The organism is Rhizobium leguminosarum bv. trifolii WSM2297 (genome assembly GCF_000271845.1).
This window is the reverse complement of record NZ_JH719395.1, coordinates 2,578,831-2,593,363: the sequence shown is the minus strand read 5'-3', so window position 1 is coordinate 2,593,363 and position 14,533 is coordinate 2,578,831. Positions and strand designations below refer to the sequence as shown.

Genomic DNA, 14,533 nt, shown 5'->3' with positions numbered 1-14,533 from the left:
CAAATTATCGATGGCAACTGCGTCATTTGACGGTGGCGCGCGCCGGCTGCGTCGCTATCATCAGGCTTCGATTGGAGTAAATAACATGAAATCAAGAAACGGACCTCTGCGTGTCGGCATCGGCGGGCCGGTCGGCTCGGGTAAGACGGCGCTGACGGAAAAACTCTGCAAGGCGATGCGCGATGATTATTCCGTCGCCGTCGTCACCAACGACATCTACACGACCGAGGATGCCGAGGCGCTGGTGCGCATGCAGGCTCTGCCTTCTGACCGTATCGTCGGCGTCGAGACCGGCGGCTGCCCGCATACCGCCATCCGTGAGGACGCGACCATCAACCTTCAGGCGATCGCCGGCCTCAACCAGCGGATCCCCGATCTCGACGTCGTCTTCATCGAATCCGGCGGCGACAATCTGGCGGCGACTTTTTCGCCTGATCTTGCCGATATCACCATCTACGTGATCTCCGTCTGCCAGGGCGAGGAAATCCCGCGCAAGGGCGGGCCGGGCATCACGCGCTCGGACCTGCTCGTCATCAACAAGAAGGATCTGGCACCCTATGTCGGCGCCGATCTCGAGGTGATGGATCGGGATGCCACACGCATGCGTGCTCAGCGCCCCTTCGTCTTCTCCGACATGAAACGCGGCGACGGCGTCAGTTCGATCGTCAGCTTCCTCAGGGAGCAGGGTGGCCTCTGAAGCCGGGACGATTCTGACGGTCAGACCTGCCGCAGCATGTCGACGTCGCTGATGACGATCGCCCGGCCGCGCACCGTGACGCCTTTGGTCTTCAGCGTCGAGAAGGCGCGCGAGAGCGCCTCCGGCGCGAGACCGAGTTTGCGGGCAAGCAGGCTCTTCGGGAAAGGCAGCCGCAGCGCGGCGCCGTCACCATTCTCGACAGAGTGGGTCAGCAGATAACGGGCTACGCGCTGCGGCGCGGTCTGCATGCGGTCGCCTGCCAGGCATTCCATCGTCGAGATCAAATGCAGCGACAGGCTGCGCATGATCGCCTTGCCGATCCTTGGCCGCTCCTCCAGCAACAGCCGGACTTTGGCGATGTGGAAACGCGCCAGCACGCTATGATCCATCGCCTGGGCGCCATAGCGGTAGGTCTCCTCGGTGTGGATCAGGCATTCGGAAAAGCTGTCGCCGGGCTCGCAGATGCGGATATCGGCATGCCTGTTGCTGCCGTTGCTGCGATGGAGCCTGATGTAACCGCTGAGCACGCAATAGAAATAGGCGGCCTTCTCGCCCTCTTGGAAGAGAAAGTCGTGCGGGTCGCAGAAGTGAAGGGTGGCGCAGGCGCGCAGCGCTTCGACCTCCTCGTGGTCGAGCCCGGCCATGATATCGGCTCTCGCGAGGATCGCCATTTCGCGGCCGGTGACTATCCGAGGCCTGTCCAGCCGCCCGCCTTCTGACATGGCCCTTCTTTCCGATTTCGTGTGCATGTCGGTCAGGATAGGCGAGGAATACGGCGGTGGAATTGATTTCGGTCAAATGCAAAAGCGGCGGCAAAACGAAACGGGCCGGGATCGCTCCCGGCCCGTTTTGTTTCCTGGGCTGTGCTTATTCCGCTGCGAAGGGCGGCAGGCGGAGCACGTTGGTGTCGTTGCCGTTGGTCTTCTTGCGTTTGTCTTCCGGCTTTTCGATCGCGGTCAGCCGCTCCTCCAGCGAGTCGATATCGCTGCGGTTCTCGCGGGTGACGCGGGTGAGATCCTCGCGCGACAGCGGTAGCTCCTCCTGATCCTTCCGGCCGACAAGGCGACCGAACATCCAGCCGAGCAGGCGGGACAGATCGTCCATGATCAGGAAGAAGGAGGGCACAACGACGAGCGAGAGCACCGTCGAGACGATGATGCCGCCGATCACCGCGATCGCCATCGGCGCGCGGAACGAGCCGCCTTCGCCGACGCCGAGCGCCGATGGCAGCATACCCGCCGACATGGCGATCGAGGTCATGATGATCGGCCGGGCGCGCTTGCGGCCGGCTTCGACCATGGCTTCGACACGGGCCATGCCCTGATGACGCATCTCGATCGCGAAGTCGACAAGCAGGATCGCGTTCTTGGTGACGACACCCATCAGCATCAGGATGCCGATCATGACAGGCATCGACAGCGGATTGCTGGTGATGATCAGAGCTGCGGCAACACCGCCGATGGCGAGCGGCAGCGAGAACAGGATAGTGAAAGGCTGGATCACGTCCTTGAAGAGCAGGATCAGAACCGTCAGCACCAGCAAGAGGCCCATCAGCATGGCGTTGACGAAGCTCTGCTGCATCTCGCTCTGCACCTTGGTGTCGCCGCTTTCGGCAAGGTGCACCGAGGCCGGAATGTTGGCCTCCTTGACGATCTCGCGGAAGCGGGCCGAAGCCGTGTCGAGCGCCACGCCCTGCGGCAGGTCGGAGCCGATCGAGACGACTCGGTAACGGTTGTTGCGCTTGATCGAACTTACGCCTTCCGAATAGTCGATGTTGGCGACGCTTGCGAGCGGAACGGTGCCACCGCTGGCGGTCTGGATCTTCAGTGCGCGGATGGCTGAAAGATCCCGGCGCATGTCGACCGCCGCCTGGACCCGGATCGGGATCTGGCGGTCGTCGAGCGAGATCTTCGCAAGGGCAGCATCGACATCGCCGATGGTGGCGACACGGATCGTTTCGGAGATCTGCTGCGGCGTGATGCCGAGGCGTGCGGCCTCGTCCTTGCGCGGATAGACCTGCAGCTCCGGACGGGGCAGGGCGCCATCGGCGCTGACATTTGCCAGCAACGGATCGGCGCGGAGCTTGGATTCCAGAATGCCGACGGCGTCGTTCAGGTCCTTCTCGTTCTTGGAGAGGAAGTTGAAGGCGAGGTCGCGTTCGCCGCGGTCGTTGAGCTTCAGGATATGGACGTCGGGAATGTCGCGCAGCTTGGCGAAGACTTCCTTTTCGATATCCCATTGCGGACGTTCACGGCCGTGGACTTCCACCTTCGGCAGCATCGGACCGATGACCGGGATGCGGCCGAGCCCGTCGTTGACCATCTTCTTGATCAGCGATTGGTCGAGCTTGTGGAGCGCCAGCGTGATGGTCGCACGGCGCAATTCGAGATCGCCCTTCGGCGATGCGCCGCCGAGCACGAAGACGCTCTCGACGCCGTTGATATCCTTGACCCTGTCATAGATTGCATCCGTCGTCTTTTCGGTATCGTCAAGCCGTGCATTGGGCGGCAGTTCGACGGAGAGCACGATGCGCGAAGCGTCTTCGGGCGGCAGGAAGCTGCCCGGAACCTGCATCAGCAGCATGATGGAGCCGGCCAGGAAGCCGAACGCGACAAGCAGAGTCGCATAACGCGTGTACCAGCGGCCGGTGGTGCCGCGGATGAGGCGTGTGTATCCACGCATCAGCAGGCTATCATTGTCGTGATGATCGTCGACGCCGTCTTCTGCACGCATGAGATAGGCGGCCATCATCGGGGTGATGAGGCGCGCGACCATCAGCGAGAAGAAGACCGAGAAGGCGACGGTCAGGCCGAACTGAATGAAGTACTGGCCGGGAATGCCCGGCATGAAAGATACCGGCACGAAGACGGCGATAATGGTGAAGGTGGTGGCGATGACGGCAAGGCCGATTTCATCAGCCGCCTCGATCGCCGCCCGATAAGGTGTCTTGCCCATCTTGATGTGACGGGCGATGTTTTCGATTTCGACGATCGCATCGTCGACGAGGATGCCGGTCGCGAGCGTCAAGGCAAGGAAGCTGACGAGGTTCAGCGAGAAGCCCATCATGTCCATGATCCAGAAGGTCGGGATCGCGGACAGCGGAAGGGCGATTGCCGAAATCAGCGTCGCACGCCAATTCCTCAGGAACAGGAAGACGACGATGACGGCGAGCAACGCGCCTTCGAGCAGCGTATGGATGGCGGCTTCGTAGTTGCCGTAGGTGAAATAAACCGAATCGTCGATCAGTTCGATCTTCACGTTCGGGTTTTCAGTCCGGACTTTGTCGAGGCTCTGAGCCACGGTTTCGGCGACGCTGACTTCGCTGGCGCCCTTTGAGCGGAAGACGCCGAAAGTGACAACCGGCGTGGCGTCGAAGCGCGAGAAGGATTTCGGCTCCTCATAGGTGTCCTTGATGACACCGAGATCGGACAGCTTGACGAAGCGGCCGTTCGGCAGCGCGATCGTGGTGTCGGCGAGTTCGGCGACATTGCGGGCGTCGCCCAGAACACGGATCGCCTGTTCGCTGCCGGCTACCTGGCCGCGGCCGGAGCCGAGGTCGATGTTGGTGCCGCGCAGCTGCTGGTTCACGCTTGCGGCAGTGATGCCGTAGGCATCGAGTTTGCCGGGGGTGAGTTCGATACGCACTTCACGCTCTGCGCCGCCGTAACGGTCGACGCGGCCGATACCGGCCTGGCCCTGCAATGCACGCTTGACGGTGTCGTCGACGAACCAGGAGAGCTCTTCCAGCGACATGTCTGGCGAGGAAACGGCGAAAGTCTGGATCGCCTGGCCTTCGACGTCGACCTTGGTAACGATCGGTGCTTCGGCAGTTGCCGGCAGATCGCTGCGGATGCGATCGATCGCATCCTTGACATCCTGCACAGCCTGTTCGGTCGGCACTTCCATCCGGAACATGACGTTGGTCTGCGAGCTGCCATCGGTCACGGTCGACTGGATTTCGTCGATGCCGGTGATCGAGGCGATCGCGTCTTCGATCTCCTTGGTCACCTGCATTTCGAGTTCGGCCGGCGAAGCACCGCTCTGCGTCACACTGATCGAAACGAGCGGCACGTCGATGTTCGGGAAGCGCGTGATCGGCAGCTTATTGAAAGACTGCATGCCGATGAACACCAGCAGGCAGAAGGCCAGGAGCGGCGCGATGGGATTTCGAATGGACCAGGCTGAAAAATTCATCGGATGGTCTCTTTAGTTGGAAGCCGGGGGCTGTTCACGCACCGGAGTGATGTGGTCGCCGTCACGGACATACGCGCCCGCCTTGGCCACGACCTCGTCGCCGGTCTTCAATCCATTGACGATCTCGACATAGGCACCGTCCTGGATGCCGGTCTCGACCTTGGCGAATTTCACCACGCCACCCTCAACCTTGCGGGCCGACGAGCCTTCGTTGCCGGTGAGCACGGCGGTCAGAGGAAGCGATACGCCCTCGGTCTCGCGGACGATGATCTCGGCGCTGCCATACATGCCCGAACGCGCCTTGCTGTCATCGTCGATGGAAATATGGACGAGACCGAGGCGAGTGGTGGGATCGACGGTCGGCGACACCAGGCGTACCGCGCCGGAAAGTTTGTCGCGGCTGCCGGAGAGCGAAATCGCCGCCTTCTGGCCAGCCATGACCTTGACGATATCGCTTTCGGCGACCTCGGCGACAAGCTCGACGTCTCCGTCGCGGATCAGGGTAAAGAGCGGATCGCCGTTGCCGGCGGCAATGGCGCCGACCTTGGCGTTCTTTGCCGAGATCGTGCCGGCGACCGGGGTCTTCACATCGGTACGCGCCAGCTTCAGATCCGCATCGGCGATCTGGCTGTCGAAGACCTTGAGATCGGCTTCGGCGACCTCGATCGCCTGTTCGGCGGAAACGACGCGGGCGTTAGCAGCGGCGGCGGTGGCATCGGCCTGTTCGACCTGGGCGGTGGACACCGTGCCCTTCTTGCCCATTTCCTGGGAGCGGGCCTGCTGCTGCCTAGCCTGTTCGGCATTGGCCTGCGCTTCGATGAGTTGGGCGCGCAGCTGGGCGAGGCTTGCCTCGCCCTTGGCTTTCGTCGCCATCATCTGGCTCTTCTCCAGCACCAGTGCGTCATCGTTGAGCGTCGCAAGGGTGCTTTCCGCCTGAACCTTGTCGCCGACATCGGCCTTCAGCGTGCGGATCGAAAGGCCCTCGACCTGCGGCTGAATATAGACTTCCTCGACAGGCTTTATCGTTCCCGTGCCGATGACACGGTCGACGAGCGTCCGATTCACAGCCTTGGTGACGACGATCGCCGGCAGATTCTGTTGCGGCTTTTCAACCGGCTTTTCCTGCGAAAATGCGGTGGATGCGGCGAGAGCTGCTGCAAAAAGGGTAGCGGCGCCTAGAATTCCAATCGGCTTGCGTGCCATGCGTTTTCGTCCAATCTTGTAACAAGCTTAGCCGAACTCGCGCGTCTGCCACTCAGCTCGCGACCAGGCCACTGCCTTTCCTGCATTCTCAGGGGTATCCACACATCATTGCCGCCTTCGTCCCTCGCCGGCAAATCGGCTTCTAATTGGTATCGATTTGCTCGATATGCAAGCCCGGCAGAAAACAATTCCCCATGAGCCGACAATAATTACCATCGGAACCTGAATCAATCACCAGAGGGTTATGTGAACATGACGATGATTGATCCTGTGTCTTCCCCTATGACGCTTGACGCCCGACAAATGCGACAGCTGCAAGGCGTTTTTTTCATCCAGTCAAGAAAAAGACGAAACGCGCGAGACCACCCGCGCGTTTCGCTTTGCAATGTTTACCGCGATTACTTGGAAGCGGCGTCGGTAATCTCGTGCGTCCAGGCGCCCGAGGGCTCCTTGCTGATGATCTTTTGGTCGAGCAGCGCCTTTGCCGTGCGGGCATAGAGCGCTTCGTCCAGCTTGCCGGAACCGTCGCCGACCAGCTTTGCGACTTCGCCCATCATCCGCTTCTGGTGGTTCTCGTCCTGGCCGCCATTGTCCATGACGATCTCGGCGGCTTCGTCGGGGTTTTCGGTCGCATATTTCCAGCCCTTCATCGAAGCGCGGACGAACTTGACCATCTTCTCCTTGAAGGCCGGATCCTTCAGCTTGTCTTGCATCGCATAGAGGCCGTCTTCGAGAAGGTCATTGCCCATCTCGGTGTAGTTGAAGACCGTCAGTTCTTCCGGCTTGAAGCCGGCATCGATCGCCTGCCAGTATTCATTATAGGTCATCACCGAGATGCAGTCGGCCTGCTTCTGAACGAGCGGCTGCACGTCGAAGCTCTGCTTCAGCACGGTGACGCCGTTCGCGCCGCCCTCGGTAGACAGCCCCAGCTTGTTCATCCAGGCAAAGAAAGGATATTCGTTGCCGAAGAACCAGACGCCGAGCGTGTGGCCCTTGAAGTCGGCTTCGGTCTTGACCGGGCCATCCTTGCGGCAAATCATTTCCAGGCCCGACTTCTGGTAGGGCTGGGCGATGTTGACGAGCGGAACGCCCTTTTCGCGGGCAACCAGCGCGCCGCCCATCCAGTCGACGATGACATCGGCGCCGCCGCCGGCGATCACCTGCTCGGGGGCGATATCAGGGCCGCCCGGCTTGATGTCGACGTCGAGGCCTTCTTCCTTGTAGAAACCCTTGTCCTTGGCGACGTAATAACCGCCGAACTGGCCCTGCGTGACCCATTTCAGTTGCAGCACGACCTTGTTGGCGGCCATCGCATGGGCTGCTGCAAGCGACATCGCGCTTGCCATCATTGCAACCATCAACTTTCTCATTTTCTTATCCTTACCCTCTGAAGTTATGCCCGGGCTCATTTTCGAATCCCGTGCGCGCCTAGCCACCACGGATAGACGGATGCCAGAACGTCACCGCCCGTTCGGTCAGGGCGATGATGCCATAAAAAATCGAGCCGGCCAGCGCCGCGACGGCGATTTCCGCCCAGACCATGTCGACATTCATGCGGCCGATCTCGGTGGAGATACGGAAGCCCATGCCGACGATCGGCGTTCCGAAGAATTCGGCAACGATGGCACCAATCAGCGCCAGCGTCGAGTTGATCTTCAGTGCGTTGAAGATGAACGGCATGGCTGCCGGAAGCTTGAGCTTGAGCAGCGTCTGCCAGTCGCTCGAGGCATAGGTGCGCATCAGGTCGCGCTCCATGCTGCCGGAGGCGGCAAGGCCAGCGACGGTGTTCACCAGCATCGGGAAGAAGGTCATGATGATGACGACGGCCGCCTTCGACGGCCAGTCGAAGCCGAACCACATGACCATGACCGGGGCGACACCGATGATCGGCAAGGCCGACACCATGTTGCCGATCGGCAGCAGCCCGCGGCGCAGGAAGACGACGCGGTCGGCCAGCACCGCGACAGCAAAGCCGCTGAGGCAGCCGACGATGTAACCGATCAGCACCGCCTTGAAGATCGTCTGCCTGACATCAGCACCGAGGATCGGCAGGGAGGCCATGATGCGGGTGCCGATGGCGCTCGGCGGCGGTAGAATGATGAACGGGATGCCGGCGCCGCGCGTGACCGCTTCCCAGAGGATGAGGATCCAGGCGCCGAAGATTGCCGGGATCAGCAGCTGGAGTGTCGATTTGCCGAAGGTGGTCACGGGCTGCAGTTTCGAGAGCTCCGTGACGCATCGCCAGGCCAGCAGCCAGCAGGCAAGGAGCAGCAGGAAGAAAGCCCGTGTCGCCATGCCCTCATTGCCGGAGAGAGCGGAAAGCAGCATCCAGGCGGCGCCATGCGCGCCGATGAACAGCACGGTGGCGCGGTAGGCCGGCGGCTGCGGCGCGAAAGACAGCAGGGCGGCGGCGATGACGATGATGAAGACGAGGCTCGTCGTGCCGTCGGTGAGCGGCCGCCCAGCACCCTCGGCCAGCAGCGGCAGGCTGATCAGCGCCGCCAGGCAGAGGAGGAGGGCGGTCAGGCCCTGCCAGGAAAAGGTCAGATGTCTCATGCCGGCCTCCCGCCCATGGCGCGGTCGACGATCTTCGCGGCAATGCCGACGATCGCAACCAGGATGCCCGCCAGCAGCGATCCGGCGACAAGGGCTGCCCAGATATCGATGGTCTGGCTGTAATAGGAGCCGGCAAGCAGCTTCGAGCCGATGCCGGCAACGGCGCCCGTCGGCAACTCGCCGACGATGGCGCCGACGAGGCTTGCGGCAATCGCGACTTTCATCGAGGTGAAGAGGAAGGGGATCGAGGCCGGAACGCGCAGCTTCCAGAAAGTCTGCGTCGGGCTGGCATTGTAGGTGCGCATCAGGTCGAGATGCATGATCTCAGGCGAACGCAATCCCTTCACCATGCCGACGGCAACGGGGAAGAAGGAGAGGTAGGTGGAGATCAGCGCCTTGGAGACGAGCCGGGAAGCATCGGAATCGAGGTTCAGCAGATGCGCAATCGCATTGTCGCCGGTCAGCACATTGTAGGAGATGATGACGATCATCGGCGCGATGGCGAGGATCGGTATGGTCTGGCTCGCCACCAGCCAGGGCATCAGCGAGCGGTCCATGGCGCGGTTGTGGACGATCAGCACAGCAAGAAGGATGCCGAGCAGCATGCCGAAGCCGAAGCCGAGCAGGGTGGAGGAGAGCGTCACCCAGCTGTGATAGACGAGGCTGCGATTGCTCGTAAGGCTGCGCAGCACGGTGTTCTCGTAGACGTTCTGCGCCACCTGATGCGGCGCCGGCAGAATCGGCTTCGGTTGCGCCAGCGTCTTGCCGATGAATTCGAAGGTCGTCGGCGCGGCGCCGGCGCGGCTGTCCATGTCACGCTGGAAGGGCGCGTTCATCAGCACGGCGGCGACATACCAGATGGCGATGAGGGCAAGCAGGATGGTGGTGACGGGGACGATCTTGTTTTTGAGGGTATCGGGTTTCATGCAACGCGCTCCTTCAAAAATGGAGCGGCATGCTTCTCGATCGTCAGAAACACATAGTCGGGACCGTCCAGCACCTGGGCGTTGTCGAAGCGAAGCACCTTGAAGCCTTCATTGCGCAGGAATGCATCTCTGACAAGATCGTGACCGCGGCCTCCGACCGTCTCATGACTGTCGCCGTCGACTTCAACAATGAGCCGCGCTGACAGCCAGGCGAAGTCGGCAATATAGGGACCGATCGGCGTCTCTCGCCTGAATCTGGCGCCATAGGGCCTGAGATCGCGAAGCATATCCCACATGGCGGCCTCGGCTTTTGTCAGTTCGCGACGAAGGCGTTTTGCCGTGTCGCGAGTTTTGGGGGTGATGTTGGAATGTGGCATCTAAACCCCTCCCCAACCCCTCCCCACAAGGGGGAGGGGCAAGCCCGTGGCGCTCGCCGAATTTTCTATCAGACGCTGCGAATGAGCGCAGAGGTCCTCCACAGACTCGGCGCTAAAGTCCCTCCCCCTTGTGGGGAGGGGTTGGGGAGGGGTTTTGCAAAACGGTACGCGCCTAAACCTCATGACCATGCCCCCTCAGCCCCTCGCGGACGCGATGGGCTATTTCCAGGAATTCCGGGGTGTCGCGGATGTCGAGCGGGCGTTCGGCCGGTAGGGGCGAGTCGATCACGTCGGTCACGCGGCCCGGGCGCGGCGACATCACCACGATCTTGGTCGAGAGATAGACCGCCTCGGGGATGGAATGGGTGACGAAGCAGATCGTCTTGTTGGTGCGGGCCCAGAGCTTCAGCAGCTCTTCGTTCAGATGGTCGCGGACGATTTCATCAAGCGCACCGAAGGGCTCGTCCATCAGCAGCAGGTCGGCGTCGAAGGCGAGTGCGCGGGCGATCGAGGCGCGCTGCTGCATGCCGCCGGAAAGCTGCCAGGGGAACTTCTTCTCGAAGCCGGAAAGGCTGACGAGATCGAGCGCTTCGGCGATGCGCCTCGTCCGGTCGGCGCTGGAATAGCCCATGATCTCCAGCGGCAGGGCGATATTGTTTTCGATGGTGCGCCACGGATAGAGCGCCGGCGCCTGGAAGACATAACCGTAGGCACGGGCCTTGCGGGCCTGCTCCGGCGTCATACCGTTGATCGAGATTTCGCCCGAGGTGCTCTTTTCGAGATCGGCGATGACGCGCAGAAAGGTCGTCTTGCCGCAGCCCGACGGGCCGATGAAAGAGACGAAATCGCCCTTGCGGACATCGAGATTGACATCGCTGAGAGCCCGCACCGGGCCATCATTCGCCTGGTAGGTGAGACAGAGATCCTTGGCGGATACGACGGAGGGTGCTTGCATCAATGCGACCGTTCTTGTTTTCGCCGCGGGGCCGCGGTTTGCGTGTTACCATCGCCGCAGGCCTTGCCGGCGGCACATTTCATGGAGGACGAGAATGGACGCGACATCAAAACCCACCTGCCACATCGTTAGGCCCAACCATGCCTATGACGGCAAGCAGGGGCTCAGCTATTTCCAAGGGATCGCGGCCGAGACGGTCGGCGCCAAGGGCATCTGCATGCATCTGCTGACGATCCCGCCAGGCGTGCGCGCCAAGGCGCACTTGCACGAGGCGCACGAGACGGCGATCTACATGCTCTCCGGCGAGGCCCACACCTGGTACGGAGACCGGCTCGAGCAGCACGTCGTCGTCCATGCCGGCGAACTTTTCTACATCCCGGCCGGTGTGCCGCATCTGCCGGCAAACCTCAGCAGCACGCCGTGCACCGCGATCATCGCGCGCACCGATCCGAACGAGCAGGAAAGTGTCGTGCTTCTGCCGGAGTTGGACGCGCTGGTGCCGGCATGAGGTCATGGACATGAAGGTGCCGTTCTCCGGTTGATGGCCGTATCGTCACGCACCATCGTCACACGCCGGTCGCCGGAATGCCGCTGCGCGTCACCTTGCGCGGGGCGGTGATCTCCTTCCACTGGGACAGCGCCTTGCTGACGGCCGTCACCGGTTCGCGCCGGACGAATTCGCCGTGGCCCTCGCGTGTCTTGATGGTGCTTTCCTCGATTGCGACGACGCCGCGCGTCAGCGTGTAGCGCGGCAGGCCGGTCACTTCCTTGCCTTCGAAGACGTTGTAGTCGATCGCCGACTGCTGGGCCTTCGACGAGATAGTCTTGGAACGCTTCGGATCCCAGACGACGATATCGGCATCGGCACCGACGAGGATCGCCCCCTTCTTCGGGTAGATGTTGAGGATCTTGGCGATATTGGTCGAGGTGACGGCGACGAATTCGTTCATCGTCAGCCGGCCGGTGTTGACGCCGTGCGTCCAGAGCATCGGCATGCGGTCTTCGAGGCCGCCGGTGCCGTTCGGGATCTTGGTGAAATCACCGACGCCGAAACGCTTCTGCGCCGTGGTGAAGGCGCAATGGTCGGTGGCGACCACCTGCAGCGAGCCGGAGGCAAGTCCCGCCCAGAGACTATCTTGATGCTGCTTGTTGCGGAAAGGCGGCGACATGACGCGGCGGGCGGCATGATCCCAGTCGGGATTGGAATATTCGCTTTCGTCGAGCGTCAGATGCTGGATCAGCGGCTCGCCGTAAACGCGCATGCCCTTGGCGCGGGCGCGGCGGATCGCCTCGTGCGCCTGTTCGCAGGAGGTGTGGACGATATAGACCGGGCAGCCGGCCATGTCGGCGATCATGATGGCGCGGTTGGTGGCCTCGCCCTCGACTTCGGCCGGACGGGAATAGGCATGCGCCTCGGGGCCGTTATTGCCCTCGGCGAGCAGTTTTGCCGACATCGAGGCAACGACGTCGCCGTTTTCGGCATGCACCAGCGGCAGCGCACCGAGTTCGGCGCAGCGCTGGAAGGAGGCGAACATCTCGTCATCATCGACCATCAGCGCGCCCTTGTAGGCCATGAAATGCTTGAAGGTGTTGATGCCCTTGTCGCGGACGATGGTCTCCATTTCCTTGAAGACCTGCTCGCTCCACCAGGTGACCGCCATGTGGAAGGAATAGTCGCAATTGGCGCGGGTCGATTTGTTGTCCCACATGGTCAGCGCCTCGAGCAGTGACTGGCCGGGGGCGGGCAGAGCGAAATCGACGACCATCGTCGTGCCGCCGGAAAGGGCCGCGCGCGTGCCGCTTTCGAAATCGTCGGAGGAGTAGGTGCCCATGAAAGGCATTTCGAGGTGGGTATGCGGATCGATGCCGCCCGGCATGACATAACAGCCGGAGGCGTCGAGGGTCTCGTCGCCGGAGAGGTTCGGACCGATCTCGACGATCTTGCCGCCATCGATCTTGACGTCGGCCTCGTAGGTGAGGTCGGCCGTGACGATAGTGCCGTTCTTGATGACTGTGCTCATTCTCCGAACTCCCTGTCGCTGCGCGGTGCCTGCGCGAGCTGGTTATCCAATGACTGGCGGTAGCGGATGCAGCCGCGCATGAATTGAGGCCAATCGGGCACGATCTGTCCGCCTGCCGGCGTGTCCGGCAGAAGTGCCCAAAGATCGGGATGATGCCAACAGAGTTCGTGACCCGACGTATCCCGGTGGCCGCGGATCGCATGGCGCAGGGCGCGCGCCGCCGACAACAGCTCGGCGTGGCTCATGCTGTCCAGATCTGCATCCGGATCGGTGCTCACGGAACAATCTCCGCCGTCTCCACCACCGCATGGAACAGCACGTCGGCGCCTGCCGTCGCCCATTCCTTGGAAATCTCTTCCGCCTCGTTGTGGGAGAGGCCGCCGACGCAGGGACACATGACCATCGTTGCAGGCGCGACCTTGGCGGCCCAGCAGGCGTCGTGGCCGGCGCCGGAGATAAGGTTCATGTGGCTGTAGCCGAGCCGTTCGGCAGCGGAGCGAACCGAGGTGACGAGCTTTTCGTCGAAGGTGACCGGCGCGAAATGGCCGATCGCCTCGATGGAACAGCCGACACCCAACGCGTCGCAGATGCCAGGGGCTTCCGCCTCGATCTTTGCCCGCATGCGATCGAGCTTGGCCTTGTCGGGCGAGCGGATGTCGACGGTGAAGACCACCTTGCCCGGCAGGACGTTACGGGAATTCGGCGAGAAGAACACCTGGCCGACACCGCCGACGGCGCCCGGCTGCTCGCCCATCGCCACACCTTGAACCATTTCCAGTATGCGCGACATGGCAAGGCCGGCATTGACGCGCATGTTCATCGGCGTCGAGCCGGTATGGGCTTCCCTGCCGGTCAGCGTGAATTCCAGCCACCACAGGCCCTGACAGTGGGTGACGACGCCGATCTGCTTTTCCTCGGCCTCGAGGATCGGGCCTTGCTCGATGTGATATTCGAAATAGGCGTGCATCTTGCGGGCGCCGACCTCTTCGTCGCCGACCCAGCCGATGCGCTTCAACTCGTCGCCGAACAGATTACCGTCGGGATCCTTGCGATTATAGGCAAAATCCAGGCTGTGCACGCCGGCAAAGACACCTGAGGCCAGCATGGCAGGGGCAAAACGCGCGCCTTCCTCATTCGTCCAGTTGGTCACGACGATGGGGTGTTTGGTCTTGATGCCGAGATCGTTCATGGTGCGCACGACTTCGAGAGCGGCAAGCACGCCGAGCACGCCGTCATATTTGCCGCCGGTCGGCTGGGTGTCGAGATGCGAACCGACATAGACCGGCAGGGCATCGGGATCGGTGCCGGGGCGGGTGGCAAACATCGTGCCCATGCGGTCGACGCCCATGGTGAGGCCCGCTTCGTCGCACCATGTCCTGAAGAGGCCGCGGCCTTCGGCATCCGAATCCGTCAGCGTCTGGCGATTGTTGCCGCCTGCAATGCCGGGGCCGATTTTCGCCATGTCCATGAGACTGTCCCAGAGACGGTCGCCATTGACGCGCATGTTCTCGCCTGGTGCTGCCACCATTCTTCAAGCCCTCACCTGTTTGCGGCAGTCATGCGAAGGGCATGCCCGCCTGTTCCCGTGGTCTCTCCTGCGCCCC

At 62.1% G+C, this 14,533-nt stretch carries 13 protein-coding genes; 2 read left to right on the top strand and 11 right to left on the bottom strand.

Annotated elements, in window-relative coordinates; genetic code table 11:
• The first annotated feature begins 85 nt into the window (after positions 1–85).
• Positions 86–697 carry an urease accessory protein UreG gene (gene ureG / locus RLEG4DRAFT_RS27915; protein ID WP_003581830.1) on the top strand — a complete coding sequence of 204 codons (612 nt, stop codon included), beginning with the start codon at positions 86–88 and terminating at the stop codon, positions 695–697.
• A 20-nt stretch (positions 698–717) separates the two neighbouring features.
• On the opposite strand, the gene RLEG4DRAFT_RS27910 is transcribed toward ureG, so the two are convergent.
• From RLEG4DRAFT_RS27910 to RLEG4DRAFT_RS27875, 8 genes are all read right to left on the bottom strand, one after another.
• Complete coding sequence (locus RLEG4DRAFT_RS27910; protein ID WP_003581829.1) at positions 718–1,419, bottom strand: Crp/Fnr family transcriptional regulator; 702 nt, start codon at positions 1,417–1,419, stop codon at positions 718–720.
• A gap of 145 nt (positions 1,420–1,564) precedes the next feature.
• Positions 1,565–4,891 (bottom strand): efflux RND transporter permease subunit, encoded by a 3,327-nt coding sequence (locus tag RLEG4DRAFT_RS27905; RefSeq protein WP_003581827.1) that lies wholly within the window; start codon positions 4,889–4,891, stop codon positions 1,565–1,567.
• A 12-nt stretch (positions 4,892–4,903) separates the two neighbouring features.
• Entirely contained in the window at positions 4,904–6,094 is a 1,191-nt protein-coding gene (locus RLEG4DRAFT_RS27900; RefSeq protein ID WP_003581826.1) for an efflux RND transporter periplasmic adaptor subunit, read from the bottom strand.
• Between the two features lie 398 nt (positions 6,095–6,492).
• Complete coding sequence (locus tag RLEG4DRAFT_RS27895) at positions 6,493–7,464, bottom strand: ABC transporter substrate-binding protein (RefSeq protein WP_003581825.1); 972 nt, start codon at positions 7,462–7,464, stop codon at positions 6,493–6,495.
• A gap of 58 nt (positions 7,465–7,522) precedes the next feature.
• Positions 7,523–8,650, bottom strand: a complete 1,128-nt coding sequence (locus tag RLEG4DRAFT_RS27890; RefSeq protein WP_003581824.1) for an ABC transporter permease — start codon at positions 8,648–8,650, stop codon at positions 7,523–7,525.
• Entirely contained in the window at positions 8,647–9,576 is a 930-nt protein-coding gene (locus RLEG4DRAFT_RS27885) for an ABC transporter permease (RefSeq protein ID WP_003581823.1), read from the bottom strand. Before RLEG4DRAFT_RS27885 ends, RLEG4DRAFT_RS27890 begins: the two co-directional genes overlap by 4 nt.
• Positions 9,573–9,953, bottom strand: coding sequence for an endonuclease domain-containing protein (locus tag RLEG4DRAFT_RS27880; protein ID WP_003581822.1), 381 nt, complete (start codon positions 9,951–9,953; stop codon positions 9,573–9,575). The genes RLEG4DRAFT_RS27885 and RLEG4DRAFT_RS27880 overlap by 4 nt, the downstream gene beginning before the upstream one ends.
• 172 nt (positions 9,954–10,125) lie before the next feature.
• On the bottom strand, positions 10,126–10,908 hold the full coding sequence (locus RLEG4DRAFT_RS27875) for an ABC transporter ATP-binding protein (RefSeq protein ID WP_003581821.1): 783 nt from the start codon (positions 10,906–10,908) through the stop codon (positions 10,126–10,128).
• 94 nt (positions 10,909–11,002) lie between these two features.
• Between RLEG4DRAFT_RS27875 and RLEG4DRAFT_RS27870 the strand changes: the two genes are divergently transcribed.
• Positions 11,003–11,416, top strand: coding sequence for a cupin domain-containing protein (locus RLEG4DRAFT_RS27870; protein ID WP_003581819.1), 414 nt, complete (start codon positions 11,003–11,005; stop codon positions 11,414–11,416).
• A 58-nt stretch (positions 11,417–11,474) separates the two neighbouring features.
• Here the strand turns inward: RLEG4DRAFT_RS27870 and hydA are convergent, their stop codons facing one another.
• The 3 genes from hydA to RLEG4DRAFT_RS27855 are packed head-to-tail and all read right to left on the bottom strand — an operon-like array spanning position 11,475 to position 14,457.
• Positions 11,475–12,929, bottom strand: a complete 1,455-nt coding sequence (gene hydA, locus RLEG4DRAFT_RS27865; RefSeq protein WP_003581817.1) for a dihydropyrimidinase — start codon at positions 12,927–12,929, stop codon at positions 11,475–11,477.
• Positions 12,926–13,207: a hypothetical protein gene (locus RLEG4DRAFT_RS27860; protein WP_003581816.1), complete on the bottom strand. Its 282-nt coding sequence runs from the start codon at positions 13,205–13,207 to the stop codon at positions 12,926–12,928. Before RLEG4DRAFT_RS27860 ends, hydA begins: the two co-directional genes overlap by 4 nt.
• Complete coding sequence (locus RLEG4DRAFT_RS27855; RefSeq protein WP_003581815.1) at positions 13,204–14,457, bottom strand: Zn-dependent hydrolase; 1,254 nt, start codon at positions 14,455–14,457, stop codon at positions 13,204–13,206. The genes RLEG4DRAFT_RS27860 and RLEG4DRAFT_RS27855 overlap by 4 nt, the downstream gene beginning before the upstream one ends.
• Positions 14,458–14,533: the final 76 nt, after the last annotated feature.